Annotated in this window: 20 protein-coding genes; 10 read left to right on the top strand and 10 right to left on the bottom strand. The window is 74.8% G+C overall.

The annotated features are described in order from the left end of the window. Positions 1–44: 44 nt before the first annotated feature. The 5 genes from GA0070617_RS16900 to GA0070617_RS16875 all read left to right on the top strand — a co-directional run bounded on the left by GA0070617_RS16900 (position 45) and on the right by GA0070617_RS16875 (position 3,546). On the top strand, positions 45–683 hold the full coding sequence (locus GA0070617_RS16900) for a nucleoside/nucleotide kinase family protein (RefSeq protein WP_091446546.1): 639 nt from the start codon (positions 45–47) through the stop codon (positions 681–683). Positions 684–825: 142 nt separating this feature from the next. Then, positions 826–1,224: a TraR/DksA family transcriptional regulator gene (locus tag GA0070617_RS16895; RefSeq protein ID WP_091438928.1), complete on the top strand. Its 399-nt coding sequence runs from the start codon at positions 826–828 to the stop codon at positions 1,222–1,224. Positions 1,225–1,474: 250 nt separating this feature from the next. Beyond that, positions 1,475–1,903 carry a DUF2267 domain-containing protein gene (locus tag GA0070617_RS16885; protein ID WP_091438926.1) on the top strand — a complete coding sequence of 143 codons (429 nt, stop codon included), beginning with the start codon at positions 1,475–1,477 and terminating at the stop codon, positions 1,901–1,903. A 122-nt stretch (positions 1,904–2,025) separates the two neighbouring features. Then, positions 2,026–2,268, top strand: coding sequence for a hypothetical protein (locus GA0070617_RS16880; RefSeq protein WP_091438925.1), 243 nt, complete (start codon positions 2,026–2,028; stop codon positions 2,266–2,268). A gap of 9 nt (positions 2,269–2,277) precedes the next feature. Then, positions 2,278–3,546, top strand: coding sequence for a cupin domain-containing protein (locus GA0070617_RS16875; RefSeq protein WP_091438923.1), 1,269 nt, complete (start codon positions 2,278–2,280; stop codon positions 3,544–3,546). Positions 3,547–3,600: 54 nt separating this feature from the next. Here the strand turns inward: GA0070617_RS16875 and GA0070617_RS16870 are convergent, their stop codons facing one another. The 5 genes from GA0070617_RS16870 to GA0070617_RS16850 all read right to left on the bottom strand — a co-directional run bounded on the left by GA0070617_RS16870 (position 3,601) and on the right by GA0070617_RS16850 (position 8,848). Next, positions 3,601–4,260, bottom strand: a complete 660-nt coding sequence (locus GA0070617_RS16870; RefSeq protein WP_091438922.1) for a hypothetical protein — start codon at positions 4,258–4,260, stop codon at positions 3,601–3,603. After that, positions 4,257–6,935: an FtsK/SpoIIIE domain-containing protein gene (locus tag GA0070617_RS16865; protein ID WP_091446544.1), complete on the bottom strand. Its 2,679-nt coding sequence runs from the start codon at positions 6,933–6,935 to the stop codon at positions 4,257–4,259. The genes GA0070617_RS16870 and GA0070617_RS16865 overlap by 4 nt, the downstream gene beginning before the upstream one ends. Continuing rightward, positions 6,928–8,028, bottom strand: a complete 1,101-nt coding sequence (locus tag GA0070617_RS16860) for a hypothetical protein (protein ID WP_229688646.1) — start codon at positions 8,026–8,028, stop codon at positions 6,928–6,930. Before GA0070617_RS16860 ends, GA0070617_RS16865 begins: the two co-directional genes overlap by 8 nt. Positions 8,029–8,038: 10 nt before the next feature. After that, the gene (locus GA0070617_RS16855; protein ID WP_030504016.1) at positions 8,039–8,299 is read right to left on the bottom strand and encodes a hypothetical protein; all 261 of its coding nucleotides are present in this window, start codon (positions 8,297–8,299) and stop codon (positions 8,039–8,041) included. A gap of 168 nt (positions 8,300–8,467) precedes the next feature. After that, the gene (locus GA0070617_RS16850) at positions 8,468–8,848 is read right to left on the bottom strand and encodes a hypothetical protein (RefSeq protein WP_091438921.1); all 381 of its coding nucleotides are present in this window, start codon (positions 8,846–8,848) and stop codon (positions 8,468–8,470) included. An 87-nt stretch (positions 8,849–8,935) separates the two neighbouring features. On the opposite strand from GA0070617_RS16850, the gene GA0070617_RS16845 reads away from it, so the two are divergent. From GA0070617_RS16845 to GA0070617_RS16840, 3 genes are all read left to right on the top strand, one after another. Continuing rightward, on the top strand, positions 8,936–11,488 hold the full coding sequence (locus tag GA0070617_RS16845; protein WP_091438920.1) for an ATP-dependent Clp protease ATP-binding subunit: 2,553 nt from the start codon (positions 8,936–8,938) through the stop codon (positions 11,486–11,488). 112 nt (positions 11,489–11,600) lie between these two features. Beyond that, a complete protein-coding gene (locus GA0070617_RS30620) occupies positions 11,601–11,765 on the top strand; it encodes a hypothetical protein (protein WP_175440563.1) in 165 nt (54 codons plus the stop codon). After that, complete coding sequence (locus GA0070617_RS16840; RefSeq protein ID WP_091438919.1) at positions 11,765–12,115, top strand: DUF3140 domain-containing protein; 351 nt, start codon at positions 11,765–11,767, stop codon at positions 12,113–12,115. The genes GA0070617_RS30620 and GA0070617_RS16840 overlap by 1 nt, the downstream gene beginning before the upstream one ends. A gap of 114 nt (positions 12,116–12,229) precedes the next feature. Here the strand turns inward: GA0070617_RS16840 and GA0070617_RS16835 are convergent, their stop codons facing one another. From GA0070617_RS16835 to GA0070617_RS16825, 3 genes are all read right to left on the bottom strand, one after another. Then, the gene (locus GA0070617_RS16835; protein ID WP_091438918.1) at positions 12,230–12,466 is read right to left on the bottom strand and encodes a hypothetical protein; all 237 of its coding nucleotides are present in this window, start codon (positions 12,464–12,466) and stop codon (positions 12,230–12,232) included. Between the two features lie 19 nt (positions 12,467–12,485). Next, positions 12,486–13,490, bottom strand: a complete 1,005-nt coding sequence (locus GA0070617_RS16830) for a LysR family transcriptional regulator (protein ID WP_091438917.1) — start codon at positions 13,488–13,490, stop codon at positions 12,486–12,488. Positions 13,491–13,595: 105 nt separating this feature from the next. Further along, positions 13,596–14,201 carry a hemerythrin domain-containing protein gene (locus GA0070617_RS16825; RefSeq protein ID WP_091446542.1) on the bottom strand — a complete coding sequence of 202 codons (606 nt, stop codon included), beginning with the start codon at positions 14,199–14,201 and terminating at the stop codon, positions 13,596–13,598. Positions 14,202–14,283: 82 nt separating this feature from the next. On the opposite strand from GA0070617_RS16825, the gene GA0070617_RS16820 reads away from it, so the two are divergent. Together GA0070617_RS16820 and GA0070617_RS16815 are read left to right on the top strand one after the other, a co-directional pair. Continuing rightward, on the top strand, positions 14,284–15,612 hold the full coding sequence (locus GA0070617_RS16820; protein ID WP_091438916.1) for a M20/M25/M40 family metallo-hydrolase: 1,329 nt from the start codon (positions 14,284–14,286) through the stop codon (positions 15,610–15,612). A 43-nt stretch (positions 15,613–15,655) separates the two neighbouring features. Next, complete coding sequence (locus tag GA0070617_RS16815) at positions 15,656–16,318, top strand: hypothetical protein (protein WP_091438915.1); 663 nt, start codon at positions 15,656–15,658, stop codon at positions 16,316–16,318. A 48-nt stretch (positions 16,319–16,366) separates the two neighbouring features. Here the strand turns inward: GA0070617_RS16815 and GA0070617_RS16810 are convergent, their stop codons facing one another. Continuing rightward, entirely contained in the window at positions 16,367–16,558 is a 192-nt protein-coding gene (locus GA0070617_RS16810) for a DUF5703 family protein (RefSeq protein WP_091438914.1), read from the bottom strand. Positions 16,559–16,672: 114 nt separating this feature from the next. Beyond that, entirely contained in the window at positions 16,673–17,644 is a 972-nt protein-coding gene (locus GA0070617_RS16805) for an aldo/keto reductase (protein ID WP_091438913.1), read from the bottom strand. Positions 17,645–17,652 lie beyond the last annotated feature (8 nt).

The raw sequence follows: 17,652 nt of genomic DNA, 5'->3' as shown, positions 1-17,652 counted from the left end.
CACCGGCTGACCCGCCACCGCGTCCGCCGGTCACCATGGACGTCATGCGCGTACGTCCGATCTCGCCCGACCGGCTCGTCACCGAACTGGCCGACCGGCTCGCCGACGTGGCCGTACCCGGGCGGTTGCGGGTGGCCGTCGACGGTGCCCCCGCGGCCGGGCCGGACCGGCTCGCCGCCGCCCTGGTCGACCCGTTGCGGGCCCGGGGCCGACCGGTCGCGCACGTGCGGGCCGCCGACTTCCTGCGCCCGGCGTCGGTACGGCTGGAATTCGGGCACACCAACGCCGACTCCTACTACGACTCCTGGACCGACGAGGCCGGGTTACGCCGCGAGGTGCTCGATCCGGCCGGGCCGACCGGGTCGGGCCGGCTGCTGCCGGCGCTGCGCGATCCCGGCACCGACCGGGCCGTCCGGGCCACCTACCTGGAGCTGCCAGCCGGCGGGATCGTGCTGGTCAGCGGGGCGCTGCTGCTCGGCGGTGGGCTGCCGTTCGACCGTACCGTGCACCTGGAACTCTCCCCGGCGGCCCTGGCCCGACGCACGCCGCAGCCGCACCGGTGGACCCTGCCCGCCTTCGCCCGGTACGCCGAGGAGGTGGTCCCGTCCGCCTTCGCCGACGTCGTGGTGCGCGTCGACGACCCCCGCAGACCGGCCGTGGTGGAGTCGGAAATTTACGGCTGACCACGGTTTGGCGGAAGGGAGGGCGGGGTAAACGCCGGGCTCAACGGGCGTGGATGATCACCACCGCGCCGCAGACGGACCGTAGCCGGGACCTCGGGTCACGGCCGCCCGGGTGTGCCCGGGGTACGAAAGGCAGGCAGCGATGCTCGTGCACGACACCGTTGGCACGGCCCGGCCGCAGACCGACGTCGACCGGATCCGGCTCTCCCTGCAGGCCCGCTACGACGAACTCTCCGAGGAGTACGACCGGGCGGTGCTGCAGAGCCAGGTGCTGCGGCTGGTCGAGGTCGGCGACACCGCCGGCGACGACCAGGCCGACAGCGGCACCAAGACGGCCGAGCGGGACACCGCGCAGTCGCTGCTGCGCACCATCCTCGACCGGCGGGCCCAGTTCGAGCACGCGCTGGCCCGACTGGACGCGGGCACCTACGGCTTCTGCGAGGGGTGCTCGGTGGCGATCCCGGTGGAGCGGTTGGAGATCTACCCCTCCGCCACCGCCTGTGTCACCTGCAAGCAGAGCCGGGAGCGGCGGGCCGCCTGAGCCCACCGCCGGCGGTGCCGCACCGGTACCGACCGGGACGTCGACCAGGGGGTTGCTCCGATGACGACGCTTCATCACGGGCCGCGACGCCGACGGGCAGAGGTGCTGCGCGTCGTCGGCACGGCACCCAGCGGCCGCCGGGTCTCCCCGGCCGGCCGGTTCAGCCCGACCCGGCAGTGGCGGGGTCCCGCCGGCCCGCCGCGACGTGCCGACGACCGACGGTGGGCCGACGAGCTACGGGGGTGGCGAGATGGCTGAGCAGATGTGGTCGGCGTTCGAGTCGTCGCTGGACAAGACGAACCTGATCCTCAAGGACATCGAACAGGCCTACGGCTGGCCGAAGGAGCAACGCAACCAGTCGTACGCGGCGTTGCGGACGGTGCTGCACCTGCTGCGGGACCGGATGCCGGTGCCGGAGAGCGCCGAGTTCGCGGCCCAACTGCCGGTGCTGCTGCGTGGGATCTACTTCGACGGGTGGCAGCCGGAGAACGTGCCGATCAAACTCAACCGCGACGACTTCCTGTACGAGGTGCGGCAGGGCTTCCCCTACGACGTCGCCGGTGGCGCCGAACGGGTCGTGCAGGTGGTGCTGGAGTCCCTGCGGCGGCACGTCACCCAGGGCGAGTGGGAGGACGTCAGGGCCACCATGCCGCAGGACCTGCTGCAGCTGATGCCCTGACCCCGGTGCCCGGAACGGGGCCGTGTCGGCCCACCGGACGTCTAACGTGTGGGGGTTAGAAGATCGCGGGTGGGGTACCACCCGTCACACGACAGACCCCCGACAGATCCGAGGGAGCACCGATGGCACTGAACGACGACGACATCACGACCCGTACCGGTGGCGGCCCGGAGGGTCCGGCCGACGGTGGGGCGACCCCGGGTCAGCAGGACGGTGGCGCCGATGGCGGTGCCGAGGGCCCGGCCGACGGTGGCGCGACCCCGGGTCAGCAGGACGGTGGCGCGGACGGTGGTGCCGAGGGCCCGGCCGACGGTGGCGCGACCCCGGGGCACCAGGACGGTGGCGCCGACGGCAGCGCCCGGTAAGCGACCGCCGTGTCGATCATCGACCCGCCGGGTGGCCACGGCCGCCCGGCGGTTTCGTCCGCCGCCAGCGCCGCGCTGGCCCGCTGCGTGGCCGTCGAGCCGGCCAAGTTCGCCACCGCGCACTGGGGACGCGGCCCGCTGCTGTCCCGCGCCGCCGAGCTGCCCAACCGCCACGGCTTCACCGACCTGTTCAGCCCCGCCGACGCCGACGAGCTGCTGAGCCGGCGCGGTCTGCGTACCCCGTTCCTGCGGGTGGCCACCGACGGCCAGCTCGTCGCGGCGGGCCGCTACACCGGCGGCGGTGGCGCGGGCGCCGAGATCGGCGACCAGGTGGTCGACGACAAGGTCCTGCAGCTGTACGCCGAGGGCGCCACCCTGGTCCTACAGGGTCTGCACCGCACCTGGCCGGCGCTCATCGACTTCGCCGGCGAACTGGGGGCCGCCCTCGCCCAGCCGTTGCAGGTGAACGCCTACCTGACCCCGCCCGGCAGCCAGGGCTTCGCCACCCACTACGACACCCACGACGTCTTCGTGCTCCAGGTCGACGGCCGTAAGCACTGGCGGATCCACCCGCCGGTGCTGCCCGACCCGCTGGAGCGGCAGCCGTGGGGCGGCCGGGCCGACGAGGTCTCCGCCACCGCGCAGGGCCCCGCCGCGCTCGACGTGGTCCTCGAACCGGGCGACGCGCTCTACCTGCCGCGTGGCTGGCTGCACAGCGCCCAGGCGCAGGAGGCCAGTTCGCTGCACCTGACCGTCGGTGTCCGCGCGTTGACCAGGTACGCCCTCGTCGAGGAGCTGCTCGCGCTCGCCGCCGACGACGCGCGGCTGCGCGCCGGGCTGCCCTTCGGCGTCGACCTGGCCGACGCCGAGGCGATCGAGCCGGAGCTGACCGAGACCGTCGAGGCGCTGCGTGACTGGCTGCTGCGGGCCGATCCGGCGGCCGTGGCCGGGCGGCTGCGCGACCGGCTCTGGCCGGCCAGCCGGCCCGCGCCGATCCGGCCGTTGGCCCAGGCCGCCGCGCTGGGCGCTCTCACCGTGGACAGTGCCGTCACCGTCCGGCCGGGGCTGCGCTGGCAGCTGACCGACCAGGACGCCGGGCGGTTCACCCTGCGGCTGGTCGACCGGACCCTCACCCTGCCGGCGGCGTGTGCGCCGGCGGTACGCGCCCTGCTCACCGGTGCGGCGACCCGGGTGGGTGACCTGCCCGGCCTGGACGACGCCGACCGGCTGGTGCTCACCCGCCGCCTGCTCCGTGAGGCCATCGCGGTGCCCGCCTGACCACACACTCGCGCGCTGCCTGTCGGGCCCGCCGTACCGGCGCGGCAGGCGGCGTCAGCGGCCGAGGGCCAGCAGCAGGGCGGTGCCGGCCAGGCCGGCGACCACCACCACCGCCATCGGGCGCGGGCCGAACACCGCGTGCCGGCGGTCCGCCAGCCGCTTGGCCGGCACCAGCCCGATCAGCGGGCCGAGCAGGGTCACCACCAGGGCCAGCACCGGCAGACCCACCGCCAGGTCCCCGCCGTAGCTCACGCCGAGCTGCCGGGCGCCGAGCCCGAGGGCGTACGCCAGCACCGCGCCGAACAGCCCGCAGAGCACCAGCAGCGGGTTGGCCGAGCTGGGCAGCTCACCCGGCTGTCCCACCCGACCCAGCAGTTCCCGCACGCCCTGCACCAGGTGCAGCGGATCGCCGGTGGCGTCCAGGGCCGGGCCGGGCGGGCCGCCCAGTCCCCGGCCGCCGAGCCGGTCGCGCAGCTGCTGCCACAGGTGGGCCGCCTCGGCGTCGACCCGTTCCAGCTCCTCCCGCGCCGCCGCGACCTCCGCCTCGGCCCGCCGGACCTGGTCGGTGGCCTCGCTGACGGCCCGTTGCGCCGCCGCGCACTGCTGGTCGTACCAGTCCTGGGCCTCGGCCCGCTGGGCCTGCACCCGCGCGGTCAGCTCGGCCAGCCGGCGGACCTGGGCGGAGTAGGTCGGGCTGGCGTCGGGTTCGCTCATCGGGCCGGTCCGTAGGGGATGACGACCTGCCCGGTGCGGTGCACCGACCGGTCGAAGAACAGCCCCCGCCAGGGGCGGGGATACCAGTCCGGGCCGCCGGTGCCCGGGTAGAGCGACGAACTCAGCTCACCGCCCTGCACGTCCAGGGCGACCCAGGCGCCGATCTGGTCGGTGCGGGCGGCCGGCCCGCCGAGATCGACCCGCATCCGGGCCACCCCGCGCCACCAGGCCAACACGTGGGTACGCCGTTCCGGGCCGTCGTGCAGGATCCGCCGCAACTGCTCCAACCCGCTGCGTCGACCCGCCGGTCCGGCCAGCTGACCGGCGGCGGCGTCCACGGCGAACAGCAGCAGGTAGTGCGGGACGCTCGGGGTGCCGGCCCGACCCAGCCCCTCGGCGGTCTCGGCCATCAGCTCCGGCACCGTCTCCTCGTCGTACCAGGCCGCGTCGTCGGCCAACTCCTCGTAGAGCGCGCGGGCGGCCGGGTCGGCGTCCGGGTCGAGGCAGGCGATGGAGAACCGGGCGGTGCCCGGGGCGTGCTGGCGGGCCAGGGAGCGGGCGGCGGCGTCCAGCACCGCGCAGGCCTCGTCCACCCGCGTGCCGAGCACGGCCAGGTTACGCCCCGGGGCGCGGGGCAGCCGCAGCACCGCCGAGCGGGCCTGCACGTCGATGATCTCGCCGAGCAGGGCGACCGGTGCCCGCCGGTCCGTCCCGTCGGCGCGCAGCGCCCGGAAGTCCGGCGCCTCGGCCAGCCGGGGGATCGCGTCACCGTCGAAGAGCCGGGCCGGGGCGGCGTCCGGTGGGCGCATCCGCCACAGCCGGTGCTGCAGTTCGCTCCAGCTCTCCCAGTCGCTGGCCGAGGGGATCCGGGCCACCTGGTTGCCCTCGGCCATGCCCGACTCGGCATTGACCACCGCGTGGTGGCGGGGCAGCGACTGGGCCGCGTCGTTTCGTTCGGCCAGGATCCGCAGCGCCTTCGGCAGGGCGATGCGGAGCGTGAACTGGGCCACCAGGGCCGGGCGTCCCCAGAGCGCCTCGATGCCGCGGACGTCCTGGCTGGCGAGCACCAGGTGGATGCCCTGCGACCGGCCCCGTCGGGCCAGGTCCTCCAGCAGGTCGGCGGCCTCCCGGGCCACCACGTCCCGGCCGGCCAGCAGCATCTGGAACTCGTCGACCACCGCGACGATCCGGGGCCACCGGCCGCCCGGGTCCACCGCGCGCAACTCGGCCAGCTTGGTGACCTCGTGTTTCTTGGCGGCGTCGGCCCGGCGGCGCAGCTCCTCGGCGAGGAACCGCAGCAGGGCCAGCCCGAACTCCCGGTCGGTGTTGACGTTGATCCCGACCAGCCGCATGTGCGGCAGCCAGCTCGGGTCCCGGCGGCCCTGGGCGAACCGGGCGAAGGACACCCCCTCCTTGAAGTCCAGCAGGTAGAACTCCAGCTGGTCGGGGGAGTAACGGGCGGCCAGGGCACCGATCCAGGCGAAGATCAGGTTGGTCTTGCCGGTGCCCGACGGCCCGCCGATGAGCGCGTGCGGCGGATAGTCGCCGAGGGTGAGCTGCACCTGCCGGCCGTTGGCCGCCGACCCGATCGGGGCGGTCAGCCCGGTGGCGGAGTCGTCCTGCCACATCTGCTCCACCGGCGGCAGCAGCTCGGCGAAGGGCGCCGGGGCCGGGCCGGCGTTGACCGTGGCGGCCAGCGTCCGGCAGGTCTCGGTCACCAGGGGAGCGGGCGGGGGTGGGTCCAGCCGGGCGGCCAGTCCGGGCGGCCCGCCGATGCGCGCACCGTCGCGCCCGATCACGATCCGGGTCACCGTCGGGTGCTCCGGCAGCGGCACCCCGCGCACCACCAGATGCACCCCGCAGGCCGTGCCGGTGCGCACCACCCGGTCGAGTTGGCCGCGTTCGTGGCGGTTCAGCTCGTCCCCGCCGAGCAGCACCGCCACCCGCCACGGCTCCGGCCGTCGGCCGGTCGCCGCGGCCAGCTCCCGCAGCGATCCGTACTCGCCGGCCAGCACCGTCTCGTTGATCCGGCGGATCTGTTCGACCAGGTCGTCCAGGAGCCGCCCGAGCCCACCGGGCCCGACGAAGGTCAGCAGCCCGGCGGCGGTCAGCGGGGCGAACCCGGCCAGCCCGCCGCCGAGGTGCTCGGGGTCGTACCCGATCAGCCGGACCGCCCCGGGGTCGGTGCGGCCGAGGCTGCGTAGCAGCAGCGCCGGCACCACCGCCTCGTCACCGGCCAGGTCGGCGCCGGAGAGGTGCACGTGTCCGGCGTCCAGCAGCGGCACCAGCGCGGGCACCGGCACCGTGCCGGGGATCCGCAGCGTGCCGACGCGTACCGCACCCGGGGGCTCGGCCGGCCCGCTCGGTGTCGGCTGCCACCCCGACCAGTCCGCCGAGGCCGCGCCGGGGGCCTCCCGCCGGGCGGCCTCGGCGGCCCGCTCGGCCAGGTCGGCGATCCGGGCCTGCTGCCCGGTGTCGAGTTGGGCCAGTCGCCGGTCCCGCTCGGCACCTACCCGTTCGGGTACGGCGTCGGCGGCCCGGCGTACCTTGGTCAGCCGTTGCTGGCCGGCGGTCAGCTCGGCGTCGGCGGCGGCCAGCCGGGCCCGGGTGGCGCCCAGCGCGTCGGAGAGCATGCCGCGCACCCGGGTCACCAGTTGGGCGCGACGGTCAGCCATCGGCTCTCCCGGGACGGGCCGGGCCGTCGCCGCGCCGGGGCGCGGTGCCGCCGCGCGGGACCGGGCCGGCCGGTCCGCCGGGGCCGGTCCGTGGGGTCGGGCCGGTGGTCCTGCGCGGGGTGGACCCGCCGGAGCCGGTACCCGGTCGGGGTCGAGGGTCGCGTGGCGGTGGCGCACCGCCGTCCCGGGTGGACCGCTGCCCGTCCGGGGTGGACCCGTCGGCGGCCCCGGGGCGCTGCGGGGAACCGGAGGACTCCGGTGGCAGGTCCCGGCCGAGCCGGTCCAGCAGGACCCCGGCCAGCACCCCGGAGGTCACCGCCGAGTCGGCGGCGTGCGGCTGCTCACCGCCTCGGGGCGGCGGCATCCGGCAGACCCGGCTGAGCAGGGTCTCCAGCACCGGCGGGGGCAGGTTGGGCAGCAGGTCCCGGACCCGGCCGTCGAGCTGGCTGCGTAGCCGGGGCAGGTCCTCGGCACGGGGCGGGTGGCCGAGCAGCTCCCCGGCCAGCTCGCGCAGCAGGGGCGGGGCCAGCGCGGCCAGGCCGAGACCGACGTCGGCGTGGGCGCGGCACAGCTCGGCGCGTACCCGGTCGCGGTCGCCGGAGCGGACCCCGCCGGTCACCCGGCGCAGCAGCTCCCGGGCGTCGCCGATCTGCGCGTCCGGCTCACCGGTCGGCGCGGTGGTGCCGCCGGTCAGCTCGGTCACCCGCACCGCCCACCAGCGGCGCACCGTCGGGTCGGCGGCCTGCTGCGGGCCCTCGCCGGCGGCCGGGGGCGCATCGTCGCGGGGCTGGTCGTGCTTCGGTTGACGCTGCTGCGGGCGCGGCGCCGGCGCGCCGTCGGCGGTCAGGCCCAGCGTGGTCAGGTACGCCGCCAACTGCTCCTGGGCCACCCGCAGCGCGTATCCGGCGGTCTCGGCGTGCTCGGTGGCCGCGGAGAGCTCCGGCACCCCCATCGGGTTCGCCGACTCCTGCCGCACCCAGCGCAGCCGCTCGGCGGCCTGCCCGAACTTCTCCAGGGCCTGCGCCAGCAGGCCGAGCGGCAGGTCCTCGGCGGCGGCCCGCACCTGCGCGCCGATGTCCTCGACGATGGACACGACCCGCCTCTCAGAGCGTCGCTACGTAGAGCTGAGCCTGCTCCACCGCGACGAGGGTGGCGGCGAGGCACTCCTCCAACTCCTGGCTGGCCTGCGTCAACGAGGCCTGCGCGGCCTCCACTGTCTCGTGCCCACTGCCCTCCAGCGCGCCGGCCAGGGTCTGCTGCGCCTCGGCCAGCTTCTCGCCGGCCGCCTGCACGGCGGTCTGGCCGTCGCCGATCTGTTGGAGGGCGACATCGATGGCTGCCTTCAGCTCGGCGACGCTCGCCACTGTGGAACCTCCTGGGGGCGGGGAGGCCTCCATTACAGCCTATCCCGGTCGGTGAGAGAACATCCGCCCTGTCGGTGTTCCTGCCCGCGTGTCCGGTTGGCTGGCCGGCCCGGGAGTCCCGTTCGCGCCAGTCCCGTCTACCGCGCATCGCACCGCAGCGGCCCACGCTCAGTCGCCGCGCAGCCAGCGGGGCCCGTACACCTCGGCACCCAGGGCCCGGACCCGCTGCCGTAACTCACGGTCGGCGGTGACGACCAGCCGGCGACGTCCCGCGGCGGCGTCGACCAGCGCCACCACGGCGTCGTCCCCCGAGGCCTCGGCGGCCACCACCCGGACCTCCGCGCGGCCCGGCACACCCCGGGCCGCGCCCTCCACCACCAGCACCACCTCGGCCGGTGGTGCCAGCTCGGGTGGGCGGCCCCGCTCGGCCAGCGGGGCCAACGCGTCGCGGAGCCGGGCGGTGGCCCCGGCCCGGTCCCGCCACCACCCGTCGGGGCGTGAACCCACCACGTTGGCGGCGTCCACGATCAGCAACGGTGTCTCGGTCATCCCCGCAGCCTGCCATCTGGGGGCGTTTGCCGGCCCGAGTGACGGGTAGCCCAGCGCGTCGACCCTGCCCGAACCCGGAGGACGCGCATGTTGGGACCCGATGACTTCGGCGCCGATCCGTGGGACGAGTTCCTGGCCCGGTACTTCGGCCGGGGTGAGGGCGGGCGCCGGCCGGCGCACCGGGTCGACATCACCCGGCTGATGACCGCCGACGCCCGGGAACTGCTGGCCGACGCGGCGCGCCGGGCCGCCCAGCGGCAGAGCACCGACCTGGACACCGACCACCTGCTCTGGGCGGCGCTGCAACGCGAGCCCCTGCGGGACCTGGTCCGGCGGGCCGGGGCCGACCCGGACGCCCTGGTCAACGCCCTCGGTGGGCGCGCGGACGGCGCACCGGCGGGCGAGGTGCCGCCGAACCTGTCGCTCACCCCGGCGGCGAAGCGGGCGTTGCTCGACGCCCACCAGCTCTCCCGGGCGATGGGCGCGAACTACATCGGCCCGGAGCACATTCTGATGGCCCTGCCGCTCAACCCGGAGTCACCGGCCGGGCGGATGCTGTCGGCCGGGCGGATCCAACCCGAGTCGTTGCAGGCGGCCAACGCCGAACGTGGGCCGATGCCCGGCCCGAAACCGGACCGCGGGACCCCCACCCTCGACCAGTACGGTCAGGACCTCACCGACCTGGCCCGCAACGACCAGATCGACCCGGTGATCGGGCGCGCCGACGAGATCGAACAGGCCGTGGAGATCCTGTCCCGGCGGACCAAGAACAACCCGGTGCTGATCGGCGAGGCCGGGGTCGGCAAGACCGCGATCGTGGAGGGGCTGGCCGAGCGGATCTGCGACGGCGACGTGCCGCAGACCCTGCTCGGCAAGCGGGTGATCCAACTGGACCTGGCCGGCCTGGTCGCCGGCACCCGGTACCGGGGTGACTTCGAGGAACGCCTCAAGAAGGTGATCGACGAGATCCGCGCCCACCGGGAGGAGCTGATCATCTTCCTGGACGAGATCCACACCCTGGTCGGCGCGGGCGGTGCCGGCAGCGAGGGCGGGATGGACGCCTCCAACATGCTCAAACCGGCGCTGGCCCGGGGCGAGCTGCGGGTGATCGGCGCGACCACGCTTGACGAGTACCGCCGCACCATCGAGAAGGACGCCGCGCTGGCCCGCCGGTTCCAGCCGGTGCTGGTGCCCGAGCCCGGCGTCGACGACACGGTGGCGATCCTGCGTGGCCTGCGCGACCGCTACGAGGCCCACCACCAGGTCCGCTTCACCGACGAGGCGCTGGTCGCCGCGGCCGAACTCGCCGACCGGTACGTCACCGACCGCTTCCTGCCGGACAAGGCCATCGACCTGATCGACCAGACCGGGGCCCGGGTCCGGCTGCGCACCCGGACCCCCGCCTCGGACGTGCGGGAGCTGGAACAACAACTCGACGAGGTACGCCGGGAGAAGGAACAGGCAGTCGCCGACGAGCAGTACGAGCGCGCGTCGACACTGCGTGACCGGCTGGCCGAGGTTGAGGAGCGGATCCGGCGGGCCCGGGGCGAGGGGGACTCCCCGCAGGTGCCGCAGGTGGGCCCGGCGGAGATCGCCGAGGTGGTCTCCCGGGCCACCGGAATCCCGGTCGCCCAGCTCACCGAGGAGGAACGGGACCGGCTGCTGCGACTGGAGGGGCAGCTGCACGAGAAGGTGGTCGGTCAGGACGACGCCGTCGGCGCGGTCGCCGAGGCGGTCCGCCGCTCGCGGGCCGGGCTGGCCGACCCGAACCGGCCGATGGGCAGCTTCCTCTTCCTCGGCCCGACCGGCGTGGGCAAGACCGAGTTGGCGCGGGCCCTGGCCGAGGCGCTCTTCGGTGAGGCCGACCGGATGGTCCGGGTGGACATGAGCGAGTTCCAGGAACGGCACACCATCAGCCGGCTGGTCGGCGCCCCACCCGGCTACGTCGGGTACGAGGAGGCCGGGCAGCTCACCGAGGCGGTGCGCCGTCGCCCGTACGCGGTGGTGCTGCTCGACGAGATCGAGAAGGCCCACCCGGACGTGTTCAACATCCTGCTCCAGGTGCTCGACGACGGCCGGCTCACCGACAGCCAGGGCCGTACGGTGAACTTCAAGAACACCGTACTGATCATGACGAGCAACCTGGGTTCGGAGCTGATCACCGGCAGCCAGCGGCCGGTCGGGTTCGGCGCCGGCGAGCCGGGCAGCAGCCAGGAGTCCGACGAGCTGCGCGAGCGGCTGATGCGCCGGCTGCAGGAGAACTTCCGGCCGGAGTTCCTCAACCGCGTCGACGAGGTGATCATCTTCCGGCGGCTGGAGGCCGAGCAGCTGCGCCAGATCACCGGGCTGCTGCTGGAGGAGACCCGGCGTCGGCTGCACGCCCAGGACATCACCATCGAGGTCACCACCGCCGGGGTGGACTGGCTGGCCGAGCACGGCTACCAGCCGGAGTTCGGCGCCCGGCCGCTGCGTCGGGTGATCCAACGCGAGTTGGACAACCGGCTGTCCCGGATGCTGCTCGAAGGCGCGATGTCACCGGGGCAGCGGGTGGTCGTCGACGCCCGCGACGGCGCGCTGCAGGTCGAGGTCAACGCCGGGACCGGTACCCATCGGGCCGGCGTCTCGACCCATCCCCGGTGACCACCGTCGGCCGGCGGCCGACCGTCCGCCGCGACCGCCCGGGACGCGCCGGCCGACCGCGCCGCCGGGGTCCGACCGCCACCGGACGTCGCCCAGGACCCGGAGGAATCCGATGACCGAGCCCGAGCAGGTGCCCGACGAGGCCGAACCGGCCGATCCGATCGAGGCCCCACCGACCGCGAACCCGTCCCGGGTACGGGTGCCACCGGAGGGCCTGGGCAGTGACACCGACACCGGTGCCCCGGTCTCCGGGGCCCCACCCGTCAAGGAGGCATGATGGCCCGCGAGCAGCGCGTCGACGCCGAGGTGGAGACGCTCTGGGCGGACTTCCACGCCCAGGTCAACGTCCCGTCCGAACAGCTGCGCAGCTGGCTGTTGACCCGTGGCTCGGGGGAGGAGTCCTTCGGGCCGGACCCGGACCTGGACCTGCCCGAGCCGGGCCGGCAGATCCTCGCCGTACTGCGCAAACGCAAGGTCGACCTCACCCCGGCCGACATCCAGGTGATGCGGGAGGCCGTCGAGCGGATCGAGGGCCTGCTCGACGAACGGCCGGCCGCCGGCAACGCCGACGACCGGTGGCGGCACGCGCTGCTCGACCTCGGCCACGACCCGCTCGCCGACCGCTGAGGCCCGCTGCGCGCCGGGGTCCGGGGCGCGCTGAGGCCGCTGCGGGCCGCAGCGTGCGGGGGCCGGTGCGCGCGGCGGCCGGCGCGTGCCGGCCGGCACCGGCGCGCCGGTGGGTCAGCTCTGGTCGAGGCTGGGCAGCATCAGCCCGGCGGCGTCCGCGGCGGCCTGACGTTCCACCCGCAGCAGCTCCTCCCGGGCCAGCAGGGCGGCGTACTCGGCGACGTCGGCCGCGCCGGGCGTGCCGGGCAGTCGTCGCACGAAGGCCTCCACGTCCCGGGAGGCGGCCGTGTGCGCCGCGGCGGTGCGGCGCACGTCTTCCCGCTCGTCGGCGGGCGGGTACAGGTCGGTCATGGTCGCTGGTTACCCGTCGTCACGCCGTTCGCACCCCGGTGCCGGGGATCGGCGGGACGGGCGCGGGCAGTCGTACCCCGAACTCGGGGTTGCGGGTCAACCAGGCCTGGTAGTCCGGGTGCGCGGCCAGCGAGTCGGTGTACGAGGCCACCGCCGCCTCCAGCACCAGGTCGGCCACGTCGGCCGCCGGGGAGTCCGGGTGCCACCCCAGCATCAACCGCCAGCGCAGCGGCGAACCGGCCAGCCGGCGGGTCACCAGCCCGGCCACCGGCCGGAAGGTGGCCTGGCACAACGCCACCGCCACACCGGCCTCGACCAGGTCGAAGCCGGCCCGGATGTCGGTCTCGAAGACCTTGCGGGGGGTGAAGCCGGCCCGGGCGCAGGCGGCGGCGAAACAGTCACCGAAGCAACCGTCGCCCGGTGCCGCCACCCACTGCTCCCGGCCCAGGTCCACCAGGCCCACCTCGTCCCGCCCGGCCATCGGATGTCGCTCGGGCAGCAGCACCCCCACCGGGTCGACGGCGACCTCCCGCCAACCCAGCCCGGACTCCGTCGGCGGGGTCGAGTCGCCGCAGACCCCGGCCAGCGCGAAGTCGAGCCGACCGCCGGCCACCAGCTGGGCCAGCTCGTCGACCGACCAGGACGCGTACGTGGTGATCTGCGCCTGGGGCTGCTCGGCGGCGAGCCGGTGCACCAGTCGGCCCAGGATGGGGCTGTTGACCCCGCCGAAGCGGTACCGCCGTGGCGCGTCGACCGCACCGGCCAGCCGCGCCGCCTCGTCCTGCAGACCCTTCATCGCCGGCAGCAGCACCCGGGCCCGGGCCAGCACCAGTTCGCCCAGCGCGGTCGGCCGGGCGCCCCGCCGGTCCCGCTCGAACAACGGCCCGCCCAGCGTCCGTTCGATGCGCTGGAGCTGGGCGGTGAGAGCGGGTTGGGCAAGACCGAGAGTGGAGGCCGCCTTGGTCACGCTCCCCGTCTCCGCGATCGCGCAGACCACCTTCAGGTGACGCAACTCCAGATTCATAACCGTGACGGTATGACCATGACGGACTGGCCGAAAGTCCTGAAACGGACCGGAAACCAAGCAGTGACCTGCAGAACGTGCACGAACGGACCAGTCGCCCTCCCGTCAGTCGCGTGGCGGGCGGAGATCCGACAGCCGGGTGTGCCGTCGGCTGACCACGTCACGGACCTTGTCCAGCACCCCCACCGCCGGGTCCACGATGCGGTTCCACGGCGGGGTGTGCGGGTTGCCCGGATGAGGGCGGGTCGGTGCCGCCTCCTCGGCGATCTCCATCCGGTTGCCCAACCGGATCAGCTCCTCGTCGGTGGCGTGCGCCCGCAACGACCCGACCAGCGCGTCGACCGCCTCGACGTGCCGGCGCAGCCGGTCGGTGACCTCGGGCAGCGAGTGCTCGGTCAGTCCGCGTACCGCGGCGAGCAGCTCGGCGTCGCAGGTCAGCTCCCGGTCGATGCGCGCCGCGGCGTCGGGCACCGCGACCCGGGTGGCGGGGAAGACGTACTGCTCCTCACCGGAGAGGTGCCGGGACAGCATGGCGGTGAACACGTCCAGCAGCTCCCGGCGCCGCGGCTGCGGCGTGTCCGGGGCGAGCGCCGCGTCCAGCAGCTCCAGCAGGTGACGGTGCTCGTCGTCGACGATGTCGACCAGGCTTCGCCCGCCAGGTCGGTACCCCTCGTCGGGGCCGGGCGGTAGGGGCGGTAGGTGAACGGTCACGGTGACCTCCTCGACGCCGCCGGTACCCGGGCGGACCGACCGGCAAACCGACACCGCAACGACGTGCTGGTATAAGGAACCGATGACGAGCGACGCCGCCACCACCGGACCCGAGCCCACCGACGAGGTGGTCGACATCTGCCGTGATCTGTTGCGCATCGACACCACCAACACCGGGGACAACGACACCAGCGCCGGGGAACGCGCGGCAGCCGAGTACGTGGCCGCGCGACTGGCCGAGGTCGGTGTGGCCGCCGAGATCCAGGAGTCGGCGCCGGGGCGGGCCAACCTGGTCGCCCGGATCCCCGGCAGCGACCCGCAGCGGCCGGCGTTGCTGGTGCACGGCCACCTGGACGTGGTGCCCGCCGACGCCGCCGAGTGGTCCGTGCACCCCTTCTCCGGTGAGATCCGCGACGGCTACCTGTGGGGTCGGGGCGCGATCGACATGAAGGACTTCGACGCGATGGTGCTGGCGGTCGTGCGGCACTGGCAACGCACCGGCGTCCGGCCGCCCCGCGACATCGTGCTGGCGTTCACCGCTGACGAGGAGGCCGGCAGCGACTACGGCGCGCACTTCCTGGCCCAGCGGCACCGGGGGCTCTTCGACGGCTGCACCGAGGCCGTCGGTGAGGTCGGCGGCTTCTCGTACACCGTCGACGAGCACGCCCGGCTCTACCTGATCCAGACCGCCGAGAAGGGGCTGGACTGGCTGCGGCTGCACGCCCGGGGCCGACCCGGGCACGGCTCGTTCGTGCACGACGACAACGCGGTCACCGCGCTGGCCGAGGCGGTCGCCCGGGTGGGCCGGCACCGGTTCCCACTCACCGTCACCCCGACCGTGCGGGCCTTCCTGACGGAGATCTCCGAGGTCCTCGGCGTCGAGCTGGACCCGGACGACCCGGAGGTGGCCATCGCCAAACTCGGCCCGATCGCCAACATCATCGGGGCCACCATCCGCAGCACCGCCAACCCGACCCGGCTGGCGGCCGGCTACAAGGACAACGTCATCCCCGGCCGGGCCACCGCCACCATCGACTGCCGCAGCCTGCCGGGCCAGTCGGAGCTGTTGGAACGACAGCTGCGCGAGCTGGTCGGCCCGGACATCGACATCGAGTACGTGCAGCGGCAACCGGCCCTGGAGACCACCTTCGACGGGGCCCTGGTCGAGGCGATGTCCGCCGCCCTGCGGGCCGAGGACCCGGCCGCCCGGCCGGTGCCGTACATGCTCTCCGGCGGCACCGACGCCAAGGCCTTCGCCCAGCTCGGCATGCGCTGCTTCGGCTTCGCCCCGTTGCGGCTGCCCGCGGACCTGAACTTCTCCGCCCTGTTCCACGGCATCGACGAGCGGGTACCGGTGGACGGGCTACAGTTCGGCGTGCGAGTACTCGACCGCTTCCTCCGCAGCTGCTGAGCGTGGCCCGGGCTCGCACCTCCAAGGCGAAAGGGACTGCACAATGACCGACCAGCACGATGAGCTGGAGGTTGCCCTGGAACGGGTGATCGAGGCCGCACGCGCCCACCTGGCCGCCGTCCGGGCCGGCGAGGGCCGGGTCGACGACGACGACGTCTGGCAGGCCTACGTCACGCTGAACAACGCCTCGTACGACTACGACCAGCGGCTGCTCGCCGCCCACGGCGAGGTCACCCCCTGGGACGTGGACTCGATCGACCCCGACGAGGCCGACGAGCACTTCGGCGCGGGGGGCGGCGGCGCGGTCGCCGACGACCCGCACCCGAGGATCCTCTCGGTACGCCAGCGCCGCGACTTCCGGGTGCCCAGCGTCGCCGCGCTGCTGAAGGCGGCCGAGGCGGCCCGCCGGGAGGGCACCCCGGCCGAGGACGAGCCGGCCCCGGTCGAGGGGGTCGGCGAGGCGGTGCTGGAGCTGCTGCAGGGCGGGGACGGCTCGCTGAGCGCACTCGACGTGCCCGAGTTGGAGCCACTCGACGGGGTGGTGATGGTCAGCGAGGTCACCGAGGCGGTCGACCTGGAGGCCTTCGACGACGAGGACCCGCTGGGCCCGTTCCAGCCGGGGGCCGACGACCGGCTGGTGGGCCGGCTCGACGAGCACCCGTTCCTGGCCGACGGCGAGACCGAGACCGCCGACCGCACCGCCTGACCACCACGTGTGCCTGCTGGCCTTCCGGTGGTGTGGTGTGCCGGAAGGTCAGTAGGACAGGCCCGGTTGGGGCTGGTTGACCCGGCGACGCCGCAGCACCACCTGCCGGGTGCCGTCCCGGAACAGCTGCACCCGGGCCAGCTCCCACCCGGAGAACTCCGCCTGGATCGCCAGCTGCGCCGCGGCGGTCGCCCGGTCGACGTTCGGCGGCAGCCGCAGCGGCGCGTACTCGTAGTCCATGGCATCCATGCTGCGCCTTCCTGGCGGTGATCCGCCACCCCGACGGCGGTCTCCGGCAAGTCGGCGGTGGTGCCGTGTGGGCCGATTCGGCGCAGCGGTGCCGCGCGGATCCGGTCAGCCGTCGCGTTCCGGGTAGCCGACCGGCACCGCCGAGACGTCGTCCAGGGCGGTGACGATCTCCGCCGGCAGGGTCATCCGCTCCACCTGCAACGCCCCGAGCAGCTGCCCCACCGTCCGGGCCCCGAGGATCGGCGCGGTCACCCCGGGGCGGTCCCGGATCCAGGCCAGCGCCACCTCCAGCGGCGACACCCCGAGCCCGCCGGCGGCGATCACCACCGCCTCCACGATGCTGGAGCAGCGCGGTTCCAGGTACGTGGCGACGAACGGCTCGAAGTGCGCCGAGGCGGCCCGGGAGTCCGCCGGCCGGCCGTGGCGGTACTTGCCGGTCAGCACCCCCCGGCCCAGCGGGGACCAGGGCAGCACCCCCAGCCCCAGCGCCGCGCAGGCCGGCAGCACCTCCCGCTCCACCCCCCGCTCCAGCAGCGAGTACTCCACCTGGGTGGCGACCACCGGGGCCCGACCCGGCCAGGCGGTCTGCCAGGCGGCGGCGCGGGCGGTCTGCCAGCCGGAGAAGTTCGACACCCCGGCGTAGCGGACCCGGCCGCTGGCCACCGCGTGGTCCAGCGCCGACAGGGTCTCCTCCAGCGGGGTCTCCGGGTCGTACCCGTGCACCTGCCACAGGTCGACGTGGTCGGTGCCGAGCCGCCGCAGCGACGCGTCGAGGGTCCGCAGCAGGTGCCCGCGGGAGCCGTCGCGGCGGCGTCGGCTGCCCGGCCGCAGCCCCGCCTTGGTGGCGATCAGCAACTCCTCGCGTTCGACCAGACTGCCCAGCAGCGAACCGATCACCGACTCGGCGTCGCCGTCGGCGTACACGTCGGCGGTGTCGACCAGGTTGCCACCGGCGTCGAGGTAGCTCTTGAGTTGGGCGGCAGCGTCGTCGGCGTCGGTGTCCCGGCCCCAGGTCATGGTGCCGAGCGCGAGCCGGGAGACCGCCAGCCCGCTGCGGCCGAGCGGTCGCTGCTGCATGGGTGAAC

Origin of the sequence: Micromonospora yangpuensis (assembly GCF_900091615.1) — a bacterium.
Taxonomy (GTDB): Bacteria; Actinomycetota; Actinomycetes; order Mycobacteriales; family Micromonosporaceae; genus Micromonospora; species Micromonospora yangpuensis.
The sequence above is the reverse complement of the archived record's forward strand: the minus strand, read 5'-3'. Positions and strand labels throughout refer to the sequence as shown.

Bases quoted from the DNA above. Each gene is read 5' to 3' on its own strand.
- GA0070617_RS16900 (WP_091446546.1), top strand. From the start codon at position 45: ATGCGCGTACGTCCGATCTCGCCCGACCGGCTCGTCACCGAACTGGCC.
- GA0070617_RS16895 (WP_091438928.1), top strand. From the start codon at position 826: ATGCTCGTGCACGACACCGTTGGCACGGCCCGGCCGCAGACCGACGTC.
- GA0070617_RS16885 (WP_091438926.1), top strand. From the start codon at position 1,475: ATGGCTGAGCAGATGTGGTCGGCGTTCGAGTCGTCGCTGGACAAGACG.
- GA0070617_RS16880 (WP_091438925.1), top strand. From the start codon at position 2,026: ATGGCACTGAACGACGACGACATCACGACCCGTACCGGTGGCGGCCCG.
- GA0070617_RS16870 (WP_091438922.1), bottom strand. From the start codon at position 4,260: ATGAGCGAACCCGACGCCAGCCCGACCTACTCCGCCCAGGTCCGCCGG.
- GA0070617_RS16865 (WP_091446544.1), bottom strand. From the start codon at position 6,935: ATGGCTGACCGTCGCGCCCAACTGGTGACCCGGGTGCGCGGCATGCTC.
- GA0070617_RS16850 (WP_091438921.1), bottom strand. From the start codon at position 8,848: ATGACCGAGACACCGTTGCTGATCGTGGACGCCGCCAACGTGGTGGGT.
- GA0070617_RS16845 (WP_091438920.1), top strand. From the start codon at position 8,936: ATGTTGGGACCCGATGACTTCGGCGCCGATCCGTGGGACGAGTTCCTG.
- GA0070617_RS30620 (WP_175440563.1), top strand. From the start codon at position 11,601: ATGACCGAGCCCGAGCAGGTGCCCGACGAGGCCGAACCGGCCGATCCG.
- GA0070617_RS16840 (WP_091438919.1), top strand. From the start codon at position 11,765: ATGGCCCGCGAGCAGCGCGTCGACGCCGAGGTGGAGACGCTCTGGGCG.
- GA0070617_RS16835 (WP_091438918.1), bottom strand. From the start codon at position 12,466: ATGACCGACCTGTACCCGCCCGCCGACGAGCGGGAAGACGTGCGCCGC.
- GA0070617_RS16830 (WP_091438917.1), bottom strand. From the start codon at position 13,490: ATGAATCTGGAGTTGCGTCACCTGAAGGTGGTCTGCGCGATCGCGGAG.
- GA0070617_RS16820 (WP_091438916.1), top strand. From the start codon at position 14,284: ATGACGAGCGACGCCGCCACCACCGGACCCGAGCCCACCGACGAGGTG.
- GA0070617_RS16815 (WP_091438915.1), top strand. From the start codon at position 15,656: ATGACCGACCAGCACGATGAGCTGGAGGTTGCCCTGGAACGGGTGATC.
- GA0070617_RS16810 (WP_091438914.1), bottom strand. From the start codon at position 16,558: ATGGACTACGAGTACGCGCCGCTGCGGCTGCCGCCGAACGTCGACCGG.
- GA0070617_RS16805 (WP_091438913.1), bottom strand. From the start codon at position 17,644: ATGCAGCAGCGACCGCTCGGCCGCAGCGGGCTGGCGGTCTCCCGGCTC.